Annotated in this window: 9 protein-coding genes; 5 read left to right on the top strand and 4 right to left on the bottom strand. The window is 68.2% G+C overall.

The genetic code is table 11. From position 1 onward, the window contains the following. Positions 1–563 precede the first annotated feature (563 nt). The 3 genes from SY2F82_RS19620 to SY2F82_RS19610 are packed head-to-tail and all read left to right on the top strand — an operon-like array spanning position 564 to position 4218. Positions 564–2243 carry an extracellular solute-binding protein gene (locus SY2F82_RS19620; RefSeq protein WP_200420399.1) on the top strand — a complete coding sequence of 560 codons (1680 nt, stop codon included), beginning with the start codon at positions 564–566 and terminating at the stop codon, positions 2241–2243. Continuing rightward, positions 2243–3295: a sugar ABC transporter permease gene (locus SY2F82_RS19615; RefSeq protein WP_200420398.1), complete on the top strand. Its 1053-nt coding sequence runs from the start codon at positions 2243–2245 to the stop codon at positions 3293–3295. Before SY2F82_RS19620 ends, SY2F82_RS19615 begins: the two co-directional genes overlap by 1 nt. Next, positions 3292–4218 carry a carbohydrate ABC transporter permease gene (locus SY2F82_RS19610; RefSeq protein ID WP_200420397.1) on the top strand — a complete coding sequence of 309 codons (927 nt, stop codon included), beginning with the start codon at positions 3292–3294 and terminating at the stop codon, positions 4216–4218. Before SY2F82_RS19615 ends, SY2F82_RS19610 begins: the two co-directional genes overlap by 4 nt. Positions 4219–4504: 286 nt before the next feature. Here SY2F82_RS19610 and SY2F82_RS19605 read toward each other — a convergent pair whose 3' ends face one another. Continuing rightward, entirely contained in the window at positions 4505–6067 is a 1563-nt protein-coding gene (locus SY2F82_RS19605; RefSeq protein ID WP_200420396.1) for a sigma-70 family RNA polymerase sigma factor, read from the bottom strand. A gap of 248 nt (positions 6068–6315) precedes the next feature. Between SY2F82_RS19605 and SY2F82_RS19600 the strand changes: the two genes are divergently transcribed. Then, positions 6316–7749, top strand: coding sequence for a glycoside hydrolase family 43 protein (locus tag SY2F82_RS19600; protein WP_200420395.1), 1434 nt, complete (start codon positions 6316–6318; stop codon positions 7747–7749). 196 nt (positions 7750–7945) lie between these two features. On the opposite strand, the gene SY2F82_RS19595 is transcribed toward SY2F82_RS19600, so the two are convergent. The 3 genes from SY2F82_RS19595 to SY2F82_RS19585 all read right to left on the bottom strand — a co-directional run bounded on the left by SY2F82_RS19595 (position 7946) and on the right by SY2F82_RS19585 (position 11525). Then, on the bottom strand, positions 7946–8665 hold the full coding sequence (locus tag SY2F82_RS19595) for a cellulase B precursor (RefSeq protein WP_200420394.1): 720 nt from the start codon (positions 8663–8665) through the stop codon (positions 7946–7948). A gap of 39 nt (positions 8666–8704) precedes the next feature. Continuing rightward, positions 8705–11056 (bottom strand): sialidase family protein, encoded by a 2352-nt coding sequence (locus SY2F82_RS19590; RefSeq protein WP_200420393.1) that lies wholly within the window; start codon positions 11054–11056, stop codon positions 8705–8707. Positions 11057–11228: 172 nt separating this feature from the next. Next, positions 11229–11525, bottom strand: a complete 297-nt coding sequence (locus SY2F82_RS19585; protein WP_200420392.1) for a hypothetical protein — start codon at positions 11523–11525, stop codon at positions 11229–11231. Between the two features lie 776 nt (positions 11526–12301). On the opposite strand from SY2F82_RS19585, the gene SY2F82_RS19580 reads away from it, so the two are divergent. Beyond that, on the top strand, positions 12302–13684 hold the full coding sequence (locus tag SY2F82_RS19580) for a condensation domain-containing protein (RefSeq protein WP_200420391.1): 1383 nt from the start codon (positions 12302–12304) through the stop codon (positions 13682–13684). The last annotated feature ends 79 nt before the right edge of the window (positions 13685–13763 follow it).

Below are 13763 nucleotides of genomic sequence, written 5' to 3'. Positions count from 1 at the left end.
GCCCAGGCCGACCGCCTGGGGGAACACGGTGGCCGGCCCATCCAGGCGACGCCGTACACGGCTGCCTGGCCGGTGCTGAACCCGTCGACGCCACAGGCGCTCGACGGTGGGCGTGAACTGGTGCAGGCTCCGATCCTTTCGTCGAGGGTGTGAGCCGCGACAGAACGTCGGCGATGCGCTTCGCGAACGGCAGTTGCAGACCGCGGAAAGGCGGGATGTTTGCGGCGCGTGGGCAGGGACGCGGGATTCCCTGGAGCTGGAGCAGTCCCCTTTCGAAGCGCTTCGATGCTCGTCACGAGTGTCAGGGGTGTCAAGAGGTCAACCTCGCTGTATCAAGCGCAGCACCATGGAGCGGCCCACCAGTGCCTTGGAGGAATCTTGGAAGCGACCCTTGTGCGCTCATGGGTGTTCGCTTAACCTCACAGCCACGTCGAAGCGCTTCGACTGCGAATCACGCCCCAGTGATGGGACGTTCGCTTTCCAGCTCAGCCAGTTCCAGTCACGACACCGCAGCCGACGGCTCCTCCGCCGGGTGTCCTGGTGCGCCACGAAGGGTTGACGCAATGACGCCGAACTCCGCTACCGCCTCTTCCGGGCCCAGCCGGAGAAGCTTCCTCGCCTCCACGGCGGTCGCCACCGCAGCTGTGGCCGGTGGGATGCCGCTGCTTGCCGCCTGCGGCGGTTCGGACAGCGACTCGCGTGAGGGCACCACCTCGCGCAAGGCCGCGGACAAGATGCTCCCGACCTACGTCGCCAGCACGGTCGCCAAGCCGGACATCCCGTCGAGGAACGGGTCGGCCGCCGGTTTCACCAGCAAGGTCGATCTCGCGACCCTCACCACGTCGGTTCCGGAAAAGCTCGGCACCGGCGCCCCCTTCACGATCATGTCCCCGCTCTGGGGCACCCCGCCGAAGCCCGATTGCGCGTACTACAAGGCACTCGACGCGGCGGCGGGCACCAAGATCACGTGGCAGAACCAGGACGGCAACACCTACGGTGAGAAGCTCGGCGCCGTGCTCGCCTCCAGCTCCATACCGGACATGGTGGTCGTGCCCAGCTGGGAACTGACCGGCAAGATCCCGAGTGCGGTCAGCGCGAAATTCATGGACCTCGGCCCCTACCTGGCCGGCGACAAGGTCAAGAAGTACCCGAACCTGGCCGCGATACCGTCCGACTCCTGGCGCATGAGCATCTTCGGCGGCGCGCTGCGCGGCATCCCGATGCCCGCCGCCCCCGTGCCCAACATCGTGCCCTTCTACCGCAAGGACATCTTCGACAAGAAGGGCTACACCGTTCCCAAGTCGGCCGACGAGTTCCTCAGCTGGGCCAAGGAGGCCACCAGCCCCAAGGCCAAGGTGTGGGCCTGTGGTGACATGAGGTGGAGCGCGGCGGGCATCTTCGGTGTCCTCCCCGCCGGGCCGCTCGGCTGGAACATCGGGGCCGACGGCAAGCTGACGTACCGCATCGAGCACCCCGAGTACCTCGAACACCTGGAGTGGGTCCGCAAGCTGTTCGACGCGGGCGTGGTCCATCCCGACGACAGGGCGAACACGGGAGATCCCAGCCAGCGGTTCACCGCCGGGCAGATCCTGGTCTTCAACGGCGACATGTCCGGCTGGTACGGCCTGACCGCCCAGCAGGCCAAGTCCAACCCCGGCTTCCAGATGGACGGCATGGACTACTTTGCCGCTGCCGGCGGCAACCCGACGCTGTACGCCGCCCCGCCCGCCAGCATCTGGTCGATGATCCGCAAGGGCGCCTCGAAGGAGACGATCGAGAACGCGCTGGCCGCCGCCAACTTCGCGGCGGCACCCTACGGCACCAAGGAGCGGATGTTCGTCGACTACGGCGTCGAGGGCACCCACTACACGGTCAAGAACGGCGTCCCGATCAAGAACGACCTGGGTAACCAGGAGGTGAACAACGCCTGGGTGATGCTGGCGGCCCCGGCTCCCTACCTCGCCCACCCCGACTTCCCCGAGATCGCCCGCAAGCAGGTCGAGTGGCAGCAGCGGCAGGGTGCCTTCGTGAAGAAGACGTCCACCTACGGCATGAACATCATCGAGCCGAGCCGCTACGCCAACCTCTCCAGCCCGTTCGAGCAGCTGGAGATCGACTTCGTGCGCGGCAACAAGAAGCTGTCCGACGTGCAGCAGGCCATCTCCACCTGGAAGTCCTCCGGCGGTGACAAGCTGCGCGACTGGTACAAGCAGCTCCTGGAGAAGAACGGCAGTGGTAACTGATGTCCCTCACGGCCGGGAGCAGGCCTGACGGGACACGTCCCCCCGCGGCCGTCGAGGAGACGGTGGCCGCGGTCGCCGCGGCCACCGTGAAGGAGAGCGTGCCGCGCGGGGCCGGCAAGGCGGGCAGGGTTCCCTTCCGGGTCCGGTGGCGCCGTGACCGCGCGCTCATCCTGATGACGCTGCCCGTCATCGTCCTGCTCCTGATCTTCAACTACGTCCCGCTGTTCGGCAACGTCGTCGCCTTCCAGGACTACGACCCGTACGCCTCCAGCAACGGCGCCACGGCGATCTTCCACAGCCCGTGGGTCGGCGCGGAGCAGTTCTCGCGGATGTTCGACGATCCGCTCTTCTGGAGCGCCGCGAAGAACACCATCGTGCTGTTCGTGCTGCAACTGGTGCTGTTCTTCCCGATCCCCATCGCCCTCGCGCTGGTCATCAACAGCGTGATCCGGCCCCGGGTGCGGGCCGTGGCGCAGGCGATCATGTATCTGCCGCACTTCTTCTCGTGGGTCCTCGTGGTCACCGTCTTCCAGCAGATCTTCGGCGGGGCGGGCATCATCGCCCAGACCCTGGAGAAGCACGGGTGGAGCGGCTTCGACCTGATGACCAACGCGAGCCTGTTCAAATACATGGTCACCGCGCAGGCCGTGTGGAAGGACGCCGGCTGGGGGATCATCGTCTTCCTCGCCGCGCTGGCCGCCGTCAGCACCGATCTGTACGAGGCCGCCGCCATGGACGGTGCGGGGCGCTGGCGCCGCATGTGGCACGTGACGCTGCCCGCGCTGCGCCCGGTGGTCGCGCTGCTGCTGGTCCTGCGGGTGGGCGACGCGCTGAGCGTCGGGTTCGAGCAGTTCCTGCTCCAGCGGTACGCGGTCGGTGCGGGGGCCAGCGAGGTCCTCGACACCTATGTGTGGAACGTCGGCATCCAGAACGGCGACTTCAGCTACGCGGCCGCGGTCGGACTCGCCAAGGGAGTCATCGGATTGTGTCTCGTCCTGGGCGCGAACAAGGTCGCGCATCTGCTCGGCGAGCAGGGGGTGTACAAGAAGTGAGCCTCAACACGACGCTCATCCGCAGCCTCAAGGCACCCGCGCGTCCCGTGTGGGAGGAGCCGCCCAGCAAGGCCGGACTGGCCGCCAAGGGCGGATTCCTGGTCCTGTGCTGTCTGGGGGTCCTCGGTCCGCTGTGGATCGTGATCGTCACCAGCCTCTCGCCCAAACCCGTGATCGACCGGGTCGGCGGTCTCGTCGTGATCCCCCAGGGCATCACCTTCATCAACTACACGGAACTGCTCAGAGGCGGCCAGGTAAGCCGGGCGATCATGGTCTCGATCGGTGTCACGCTCTTCGGCACGCTGTTCTCCATGACGGTGTCGGTGCTCGCGGCCTACGGCCTGTCCCGGCCGGGCACTCTGGGCCACCGGTTCTTCCTGATGGTCATGATGGCGACCATGTTCTTCGGAGCCGGTCTCATCCCGACCTACCTGCTGGTGCAGTCGCTGGGCCTCACCGACACCTATCTGTCGCTGATCCTGCCGAGCGCGGTCAGTGTCTTCAACATCCTCGTCCTGCGGGCCTTCTTCATGGGGATCTCCCCCGAACTCACCGAGTCCGCCCGCATCGACGGTGCCAGTGACCTGCGCATCCTGCTGACCATCATCATGCCGCTGTCGCGGGCAGTGCTGGCCGTCATCTCGCTGTTCTACGCGGTCGGGTACTGGAGCGCCTGGTTCAACGCCTCCATCTACCTCACCGACCAGCAGATGATGCCGCTGCAGAACGTGCTCATCCAGCTGGTCCAGAAGAACACCGAGGCGCCGACCGGCCTCCAGCAGGCGGTCCGCACCGGTCAGCTCTCCTCCCTGGGCCTGCAGATGGCCGTCATGGTCCTCGCCCTGATCCCCGTCGCGGTCGCCTCCCCCTTCGTCCAGCGGCACTTCAAGAAGGGCATGCTCACCGGAGCCATCAAGGGGTGAGCTCTCTCCGGGACGGGGCGGTGCGGGGTCTGATGATCCGCGTGGCAGCGCGGGGCTCAGGGAAGTGGTGTCGACGATGCCGACGGTCGTCGCCGGACTGGTGACGACCGCGGTGACGGCCGTCGGCCTGGGGTGCCGCTCTCGCGGTGATCTCCTTCCGGCTCGGCCGCTCGGCCCCATTGCCGCGCACCGCAGCAGGGCTACGGCATGGCCGAGAGGACACCCGCCGCATCCTCGTCGGCCTGACCCGACGTCACGCTGCTTGCAGATCAAGGCCGTTCAGTTGTCAGGTCCAGGGCGCTACGAGGACGAAGGAGCGGCTGGCCCGGTACGCGGCCGTGTTCTCGGAAGGGTCGAGCCACAGCTGGAGGTTGTCCCGATGGCGGAGGTAGCGGCCGGGGTAGTTGTACGACTCCAGGGAGACCGAACCGGCCGTGGAACCGGAACGGGGGCAGAAGGTGGCGTCCTTCTGGAAGATGGCGGATCCGTCGTCGGTGTCCAGCCGGATGCGGAAGGCGTAGTGCCGCAGATACCTGCCCGTGGCGTCCCTGAGTGAGTAGCAGCGGGGGTCGGCCAGGCCGGGAACGAAGGTGAACGTGGCCGCCTGCCGGGTGGCCGCGGAGCTGGTGGTGCCGACCGGGCCCAGGATGCCGAGTCGGCCGGACTGGCTCACGTAGTCGCCGGGGTTGTCGACCGACCGTAGGGCATGCCGTCCCGAAACCCGCGCCTCAGCGGTCGTCGCCGGGGCTGCTGTCGGCGTCGAGGTCGGTGTCGGTGTCCGTGAGGCGGCGGATGTTCTCGGGGACGGCGGTACGGACGAGGCGGCGGGCGACAGCGGGGGCGCGACGGCGGGCCGCGGGGCCGGCTCGTGCGACCCCGTGACGGTGTACCAGGCCGCTGCGGCAGCCGCGAGCGTGACGGCACCTGCGGCTGCCGTCGCCGCGGGCTTGGCGGCCAGCCTGCCGATCGTCCGCGCCGTACGGCTTGCACCACTCGCCGTACGCGTGCCCGCGCCGACGGTCGCCCCGGCCGAGCCCGCCCCCAGCGCCCTGGCCAGTACCAGGCCGGCCAGGCCGACCGGCACCGGGACCAGCGCGAGGCCGGCCAGCAGCCCCTCCGCCGGTATCAGGTCGGAGGAGCTCGACAGGCACTGCGGACAGTCGCGAACATGGCGTGCCAGCCGCTTGCGCCACAGCCCGGACGGCCGCCCGTCCCACGAGACGAGCACGGCGGCCAGGTCCGGGCAGCGCGGCGAGGCCGTCACGGCTCGCACGACGGTGCGCGCCGTCTCCAGCCGCTCCTTGACCCGCTGGATTCGGACCGCGGCATGCTGCGGTGTGAGGCCGCAGGCCGCCGAGAGCTCACCGCGGGTCAGTTCACCGGCGCTCTCCATCCACCACAGCGCGAGTACCTCGCGTTCCTCGTCCTCCAGCCAGCGGGTCGCCTCCACCGCTTCACGCCGCTGGCCCGACAACGCAAGCCGAAGAATCGCCAGGTCGGAGAAGTCGGCCTGCGGCTCTGTTCCGTGGGCGGTCTCCTCCAGGGGCTCCGCAGTGAGCCAGGTGCGCCCTCTGCGCCACCGGTCACGGATCTGTCGCACGGTGATGGCGACGAGCCAGGACCGGAACCGATCCGGTTGCTCCAGTCCGGGCAACCCGTCCAGGACCCGCACCATCGTCTCCTGGACCACGTCGTCGACGTCGCTGTGCCCGTCCAGCGCCCGCCCGACGATGTTGTAGACCAACGGCAGACAGTCCCTTATCAGTTGTTCCGAGGCCTGCCGGTCTCCCGCCCGCGCCGCCATGACGACGGCAACGTCCGGCCGTTCTTGCGTGTCCTGCGAGCGCACCCCACCCCACCTGTCCCGTCGCCTTGCCGATGTGTCGAGGGCGACAGTGTGTCAGGAGCGAGTCCCGAGGATCTGCTTGGGCCGCTTCTCAGGTGCCGCCCCACGCCTTCGTCCGTTCCGTGTTTTCCGTTATGCGCGACGCACCGGTGCGTCTCCTGTGCGTACGACCCCTGCGGACGGTCCCATCTGCATTCCGCTTTTTCCGCTTTCACCCCGTCCCGGCACCCGCAGAAAGGCTGGAAACGCACATGTCAAGGGTTCTCACCCGGGTCGCGGCGATATTGGTCGCCGTCGGCCTCTTCTTCACCTCGCAATCCCTCACCACACCTCAGCGGGCCGCCGCCGCCGACCCCGGCTACCTGATGGTGCACTTCACCGGCGAGGGGGCGACCAACCAGCAGATGTACCTCTCGCACAGCACGGACGGCCTGCACTGGAACGACCTCAACGGCGGCGGCATGGTCCTGCGCTCCACGGTCGGCACGAAGGGGGTGCGCGACCCCGCATTCGTGAGATCCCCCGACGGCAGCAAGTACTGGATCATCGCGACCGACCTGTGCATCAGCTGCGGCCAGACCTGGGACTCCTCCATCAACAACGGCAGCCGCAACCTGGTGGTGTGGGAGTCCACCGACCTGGTCAACTGGTCCCAGCCGTGGCTGCTCAACGTCGCCGGCGCGATCCCCGACGGACGCAACGCCTGGGCGCCCGAGGCGATCTGGAACCCCGAGACCGACGACTACGTCCTGTACTGGGCGACGAACGTGCCCCTCAACGGCAAGACGAAGCACCGCATCTTCTACGCCCGCACCAGCGACTTCCGCACCATCACCAGCCCGCAGCTCTACATCGACCGCCCCGGCACCCAGGAAATCATCGACACGCAGATCGTCGAGGTGCCCTCCGGAGTAGGCAAATACCGCTATGTGCGGGCCTCCGGCGACGGACAGATCACCCTCGAGGGCAGCAACTCCGTCCTGGGGACCTGGACCGACCTGGGCAACCTCTCCGGCATCGGCCTCACCGGCTCCCAGGTCGAGGGCCCGATGTGGATGAAGTTCAACGGCACCGACAAGTGGGCCCTCTACCTCGACCAGTACGCCACCAACGGCGGCTACATGCCGGTCCTGACGACCGACCCGTCCAACCCCGCCGCCTACCAGAGGCAGGCCTCGGGAAGCTACACCATGGGCGGCACGAAGAAGCGCCACGGCTGGATCATGAACCTGACCGCCGCCGAGGAGAGCCGCGTGCTCGCCCGCTGGCCCAACACCGCGGTCAACCGGCTCCAGTCATACAACTTCCAGGACCGCTACGTGCGGCACACCGACTTCGACGTGCGCATCGACCCGAACGTCAGCCCCGTCGAAGACTCCCGGTTCCGGCTGCGGACCGGCCTGACGGGCTCGGGCACCGTCTCCTTCGAGTCGGTGAACTACCCCGGGTACTTCCTGCGGCACTCCAACTACGACTTCCAGCTGGTCCACAACGACGGCACCGCCCAGTTCGCCGCCGACGCCACTTTCCGCCAGGTCGCCGGACTCGCCGACCCCACCTGGTCGTCCTTCCAGTCGTACAACTACCCGGACCGGTACATCCGGCACTACGCCTACGAACTGCGGCTCGACCCGATCACCACCACCACAGCACGCAGCGACGCCACCTTCCGCGTGACGAACTGATCCGACGGGGATGCCGGCACCTCGGGGAGGCGCCGGCATCCCCTCCCTCTTCCTTCTCCACACCCTCGCCCAGCTCACCGAACGACGTTCGACACAGCCCTGCTAGCGGGCCGCCCGACCCTCCGTACGGAGGGTCGGGCGGCCCTTCCGGGCAGAGAGCGGCCGGTCACCGGTCCGCCTCTCGGTTGTCGCGGCGTCAGAAGCCCGCGACGCCCCAGGAGGTGGCGGTGTAGCTGCCCGGCCCGAACTCCCAGCCGGCCATGATGCTGTTGAGGTACTGGTCGTTGGTGTAGTAGCCCCTGTTGATGCCCCAGTTGAAGAACGGGGTGAGGCTGCCGGACCACCAGCCGGACCTGCTCGTGTCCAGGAAGCTGATGGTGTGGCTGACGCCGTCCGGCCAGTTGTACTCGTAGATGTTCCAGGTGCGGCCGCCGAGGCTGACGTTGGTCACGGTCGGGATCGCGTTGCCGCTCGCGTCATAGGCGTTGGCCAGCGGCTTGGTGTTGGACCAGTTGAGCCAGATCATCAGTTCGTTGCGGGAGTTGCGGTTGGTGGGCCCGGCGGTCGGGTCGATGAAGATGTCGTACGTGGCGTCGTAGTACGAGCCGGACGCCGGGGACGAGGTCTGGGAGAACCACGTCGTGTTGCTGGAGCTGATGGCGCTGAGCTTCTTGGGAAGCGTGGTCACCGGGGACGTGGTGCCCCAGTCCTCGCCGTCGACCATGGCGACGAACCCGGTGCCGGTCGAGGAGTTCACACCCCAGGAGTTGTCGTTGGCGTACCACGTAGAAGCGTTGCCGCCGGTCGCGTAGTACTTGAAGTAGTACGTCGAAGAGGCTGCCGCTGCCGAGTTCGGCAACGTCAGGACGAGAGCCAGAGCCGCGAGCAGCGCGGCCCAGCCGAGACGGAATTTCATCAGCCCTCCTGAAGCGATGCGGGTTCTGAGCACCTGACCTCACTTCGGGTCGCCGTAGATGACTCCGCGGCCGTTGGTCGCGAAGTAGACGCGGCCGTACACCCGGGGATCTCCCGTCATGGAGTTCCCGGTCCAGGCGAACTGGTGGCGGTCGTCGTTGATGCGGATCCAGGTCCGGCCCGCGTCGTCGGACCGGAAGATGCCGCGCACGCCCTCGATCTTGGAGCTGGTGTAGACGGCGGGGTACGTGGCGCCGGGTGCGGCCTTGCCGAATCCGACGACGTCGCCCTCGTCCACCGCCTCGAACCTGGTGAAGGACGTTCCGGAGTCGGTCGACCGCCACAGCCCGTACGGTGTGGGGGTGGTGGGCTTGCTGGTGCCGCCGGCCAGCCAGATGTCGCCCTCGTGGCCCGGTACCGCCTTGAACCGGACGTTCCCCGCGGTGGGCAGACCGGTCGCCGCCGTGGCCCTGAAGCTCTCGCCGCCGTCCGTGCTGAGGTAGAAGACGCCGGAGTCGTAGGCGTAGAACTTCGCCGGGTTCACCCGGTCCGAGCGCACCGCAGCCCCGGCCGGCAGCCCCTTCGAAGCCGTCCAGGTCGCTCCGTTGTCGTCGGACCAACTGACCGGCGCTCCGTCCGGTGACCAGACGATCCGCTTGCCGTCGGCACCGATGGCGACAGCCTGGTCGTGGCCTCCGGGCCCGGTGACGCCGGACGGCTCACTGCCCGACGGTGTCCAGGTGTCGCCGCTGTCGGTGGAGATGGCGAAGTGCTGGGTCCAGCCGCTGGTGGGGCTGCCGACTCGCACGACGGTGTGGGGCGCCAGCTCCGCGTAGTCCAAGGCAGTGGTGACGCCGAAGGTCGGGCTGTCGTACATCTTCGTCGCCTTGTTCAGATCCGTGTGGCGGAAGCCGCCGACGTCGCCGACGCCGGAGAAGACGTGCGCGGGGCCGACGGGCGGGCTGATCACGCAGGCGATCGAGCACTCCTCCAGGCCCTGGGCCCGCACGGACAGGTGTACGGTGCCGCCGCGGTCCCAGTCGGTCAGGTTGTCGGCGCCGTAGATCGTCGCGCCGGTTCCGTACATGAAGCGGTCGGAGTCGAAGGGGTCGATCTGGACGGACTCCATCATCCAGCCCAGCTTGGGGGCCATCTCGGGAAGCGACGGCGAGGCGTTCCAGGTCAGCCAGGGGGCGGCGGAGATGTCGATGTCGTAGCGCAGGGTGCGCTCGGAATTCGTGCCCAGGTCCCACGCGCGGGTCCAGCTCGCGCCGCCGTCGGTGGAGCGGAAGAGGAGGCAGTCGGGCCACCACTTGACCTGGGTGGACACCATCAGGGTGTCCGGGTTCTGCCGGTCGATGGTCAGGCCGCTGTAACCCCACTGGTTTTCGTCGCTGGTGGAGGGGACCGGGCTGATGCGGGTCCAGGTGTCGGTGGCGGTGTCCAGCTTCCACACGTCGCCCTTGGAGCCGTCGTAGGGGCCGGCGGTGTCGCTGGTCGCCAGGTACAGGTAGCCGCCGACGTGGTCGAAGACCGCGTGGTGCGGGATGAAGCCGGTGGGCTGCCCGGGGACGCGTTCCCAGGTGGCTCCCGCGTCGGTGGACCGGTACAGGATGTTGTCCTTGTCGGCGACGGTGACGTAGAGGGTCCGGGTGGCCCTGCCCGCTCTGCCGGTGCGCTTGTCGAAGACGACTTGCAGCACCCCCAGGTTGTCGCCGTTGGGGCCGTTGGTGTCGTTGGGGTCGGGGACGAAGTTGCCCGCGTTGGGGAAGCTGGTCACCTTCGCGAAGGTCTTGCCGAAGTCGGTGCTGCGCCACAGCCCGTTGCCGCCGCGCACTCCCAGGTAGAGGATCCTGTTGCGGTTGGGGTCGATCACCAGCCGCTCGCCGATGCCCCGGCCGGGCATGTTGCCGCCCAGCCGGAACGGCAGGGGAGTGGTTTTCCAGGTGCGGCCGCGGTCGGTCGACCGCAGGATGGCCGCCATGCTCGGGTCCCAGTCGGGCATGGGGTAGGTGCCCGCCGCCAGGTAGACGCGGTCGGGGTCGACCTCGTCGGTGGCGATGCTGATGATGCCGGTGTGTCCGTACTCGTCCCAGCCGATCCAGTCGGTGAGGGGGAGCCACCGCCGGGACGCCGTGTCGAGGCGGTAGGCGCCGCCGATGTCGGTCCGGGCGTACACCAGCCCGGGCTCGCTCTGGTTGAAGATGATGCCGGTGACGAAACCGCCGCCGACTATCTGCGCGTTGCGGAAGGTGTAGGGCGTGCGTCGGACGGTCCCGGCCGCACGGGCGGACGCGGCGGAGGCAGCGGAGGGCGCGAGCAGGGGGAGTGCGGCCGCGGCCGCACCGGCGGCCAGCAGTCCTCGGCGGGAGAGGTGCGGGACATGGGTCATGACGGGTCCTTGCCTTTCGGGTGCGGGTCCGTACGGGGCTGCGTACAAGCAGCAGTCCGGTCGGCTCTGGTGTGGTCGCTGAGGAATGGGCGGACGGTGCCTCGTCCAGCGCGTCGAGGGTGCCGCCGGGAGACCCGGAGGCGTCAGGTGACGCGCTGCATCATGTGCGTCCCTAGCCCTTGATGGCGCCGGTGAGCATGCCCTTGGCAAGATGCTTCTGAAGGAAGGGGAAAGCGACGACGACGGGGAGGGGCGTCAGCACGACCACCGCCATCTGGAGCGACAGCGGGGCCGTCAGCGATTTTCCGTCGCCGCAGCCGGAGTTGGTCTGGCCGGGCATGGTGAAGCCGAGGCTGACGTACTGGTACAGCACGTACTGAAGCGGCCACTTCCTGCTGTCGAGCGGCATGTAGAGCATGACGTTGAAGAAGGAGTTCCAGTAGCCGACGGCGTAGACCAGCGTGACCACGGCTCCGTGACCGCTCCGTTGGGGAGTGTGACGGACGCGATGTCCGGCTTGCCGACCGTGCTGGGCACATAGGCAGGCAGTGCGGCGGCGAGGCCCTTCTTGCTACTGGTGCCGCCCTTGCCGGCAGTGGAGCCGCTGCCGCCGCAGGCGGCCGGCAGCGGTGAGAGAGAGGCGGCGCCCGCTACGCCGGCGGCCGTTCGCAGGACGGCTCGGCGGTTCATCTCGATGCTCATGTCGTTGCGGCCCTTCATTTTCTTGGATCCGACCGGTGGGCGGGCCGACGCTGCGTCGTCCGGTGGCCTGTTGTCGGGAGGGCGGGAGGAATCCGAGTCGATGCGCTTCGACGTTTCGGTGACACTAAGGCCGTGTTTCCGGGCACGACAACGGGCCGTTCAGGTCACTTTCCGGTAACAGGCATGGTCGAGGGTGGCGGTGCGCCCCGTCCTCCACGCGGCCTTTCCGCAGGTGAGCTGCTGCTTCAGGCGAACTCGCGGAAGAACGCACACGCTGTACAAACGGCTTGCGACGGCTGGTGGACTTGTGATTGACATACGACTCAGCGTCATGCGACCGTCGAAGCGCTTCGACTGCACGTGGTCCGCGCGGATCTATCCTCTGCCTGAAGACGGGACGCCCGCGCTCCGGCCGCGTCGTCGTACCGCCGGACGGCGTGGAGGATCCGGGGGGCCTCCGCCCGTCCGGTCGGCGAACTCTGCCGCGCGCCATTCGCGAGACGTGGCGCGCCGCCGACGTACCGGAAGAGAGCCGAGGGTGGTATGCGACAGATCGCACGCCATGACGTCGTCTTCGTCGCCGGCTTCGCCGGAGAGCATGAACTGACCTGGTCGCAGAAGGCCCATGAACGCGAAGGATGCCACCCTCATCTCCACGGACCCCGCAACAAGAACCAACGGATGGCGCGGGTACTCGACGGCACGCCCGACATGGCCGCGGTGCTTCATGCCTTCGCCGCGGTCATGGCCCACTTCGAGGCGCTACGCACGCTGTATCCCCGTGACGCGGACGGGCACCCGCGTGCGGTCGTCGTGGCTTCCGGGGTGCTTCAGGTCGACGAGTACGCCTCCGACGCCCGGTTGACCAACGACGAACTGAGCGCCCTCACCCGCCGACTGGCCGAGCCCGGATTCGCCCCGGACGACCTGCCGTTGCGGGCCGCCGTCGTCACCGTGGACGGCAGACCCACCCACATCGCGCTGTCATTGCACCACTTCTCGGCGGACTCGACGGCCGCCCGGATCGTGGCCGCACACATAGTCCGACTGGCCGCCGATCCGGGCGCCGACCTCGGCACGGGGTGGCAGCCGCGGCAGATCGCGAGCTTCGAAGCCAGTCCCTCGGGGTTGCGGCACGCCCATCGTGTCGACACCCATGACCGGGCCATGCTCCGTCAGTCCGTCATGCCCGAACTCCAGGTGCCGGCGAGCCACAGGGACGCCGTCTACAACTTCGTTTGCCTCGACTCGGCGGCGGTCGCACTCGCGGCGGCCATTCTGGCGAGACAGTACCGGACATCCGCGGCCGCCGTCCTGCAAGCCGCATACGCGTGCGCGCTCGCAGAGCACCTCGGTATCGGCAACTGCGTGTTCAACACCGTGATGGCCAACCGGCAAACCACCTTCGGCCGCGAGGCGGTGGCCCATATCGCCGGCAGGGCCCTCGTCCCGGTCGACACAGCCCTGGGCAGCGACCGGTTCCCGACGCTGTGCCGGGCCGTCGACGCGGCACTCGTCAGATCCTCCTCCGTCAGCCTGCGAGAGCCCGACCGCTATGCCAGATCCCTGGACGAGGTCTCCGCCGAACTGGGCCGCTCCGCACACAACCCGTACGTGGTCAACATCCGCCCCGTAGCGCCCCGCACGCTGATCCGGGCTCGCGCGGACAGGACACAACAGGACCTCGAGCGAGTCATGGCATCCAGCCGTTACGGACGATTCCCCAAACGCGTCGACCCGTACTCCGGAAAGCTCTCCTTCATTGTGTGGGACATGTCCGAGACGGCAGGAATCAGTCTGGGGACGGATGCGACGTCGTTCGACGCGACGGATCTCGAACAGATACTGCGGTCTTTCGAGAGGCGGCTCGTCGGGGCCGCGATCGGCAGGCACGCCGCACGGAGCGGCTCCTTCGCCGGCGCGTAGAGACGCGGCGGGGTGCGGATGGTCGGCGTCGAGATCCCGGGGCCGGCGGTTCGGCGGTGCTGGACGGCGGTGCCGGCGC

The sequence above is a fragment of the Streptomyces sp. Y2F8-2 genome (assembly GCF_014905555.1).
GTDB lineage: Bacteria > Actinomycetota > Actinomycetes > Streptomycetales > Streptomycetaceae > Streptomyces > Streptomyces cynarae.
This window is presented reverse-complemented; position numbering and strand designations above follow the sequence as displayed.

Excerpts from the sequence above, each read along its gene's own strand:
- SY2F82_RS19620 (WP_200420399.1), top strand. The coding sequence starts at position 564 with ATGACGCCGAACTCCGCTACCGCCTCTTCCGGGCCCAGCCGGAGAAGC.
- SY2F82_RS19615 (WP_200420398.1), top strand. The coding sequence starts at position 2,243 with ATGTCCCTCACGGCCGGGAGCAGGCCTGACGGGACACGTCCCCCCGCG.
- SY2F82_RS19600 (WP_200420395.1), top strand. The coding sequence starts at position 6,316 with ATGTCAAGGGTTCTCACCCGGGTCGCGGCGATATTGGTCGCCGTCGGC.
- SY2F82_RS19595 (WP_200420394.1), bottom strand. The coding sequence starts at position 8,665 with ATGAAATTCCGTCTCGGCTGGGCCGCGCTGCTCGCGGCTCTGGCTCTC.
- SY2F82_RS19590 (WP_200420393.1), bottom strand. The coding sequence starts at position 11,056 with ATGACCCATGTCCCGCACCTCTCCCGCCGAGGACTGCTGGCCGCCGGT.
- SY2F82_RS19580 (WP_200420391.1), top strand. The coding sequence starts at position 12,302 with ATGCGACAGATCGCACGCCATGACGTCGTCTTCGTCGCCGGCTTCGCC.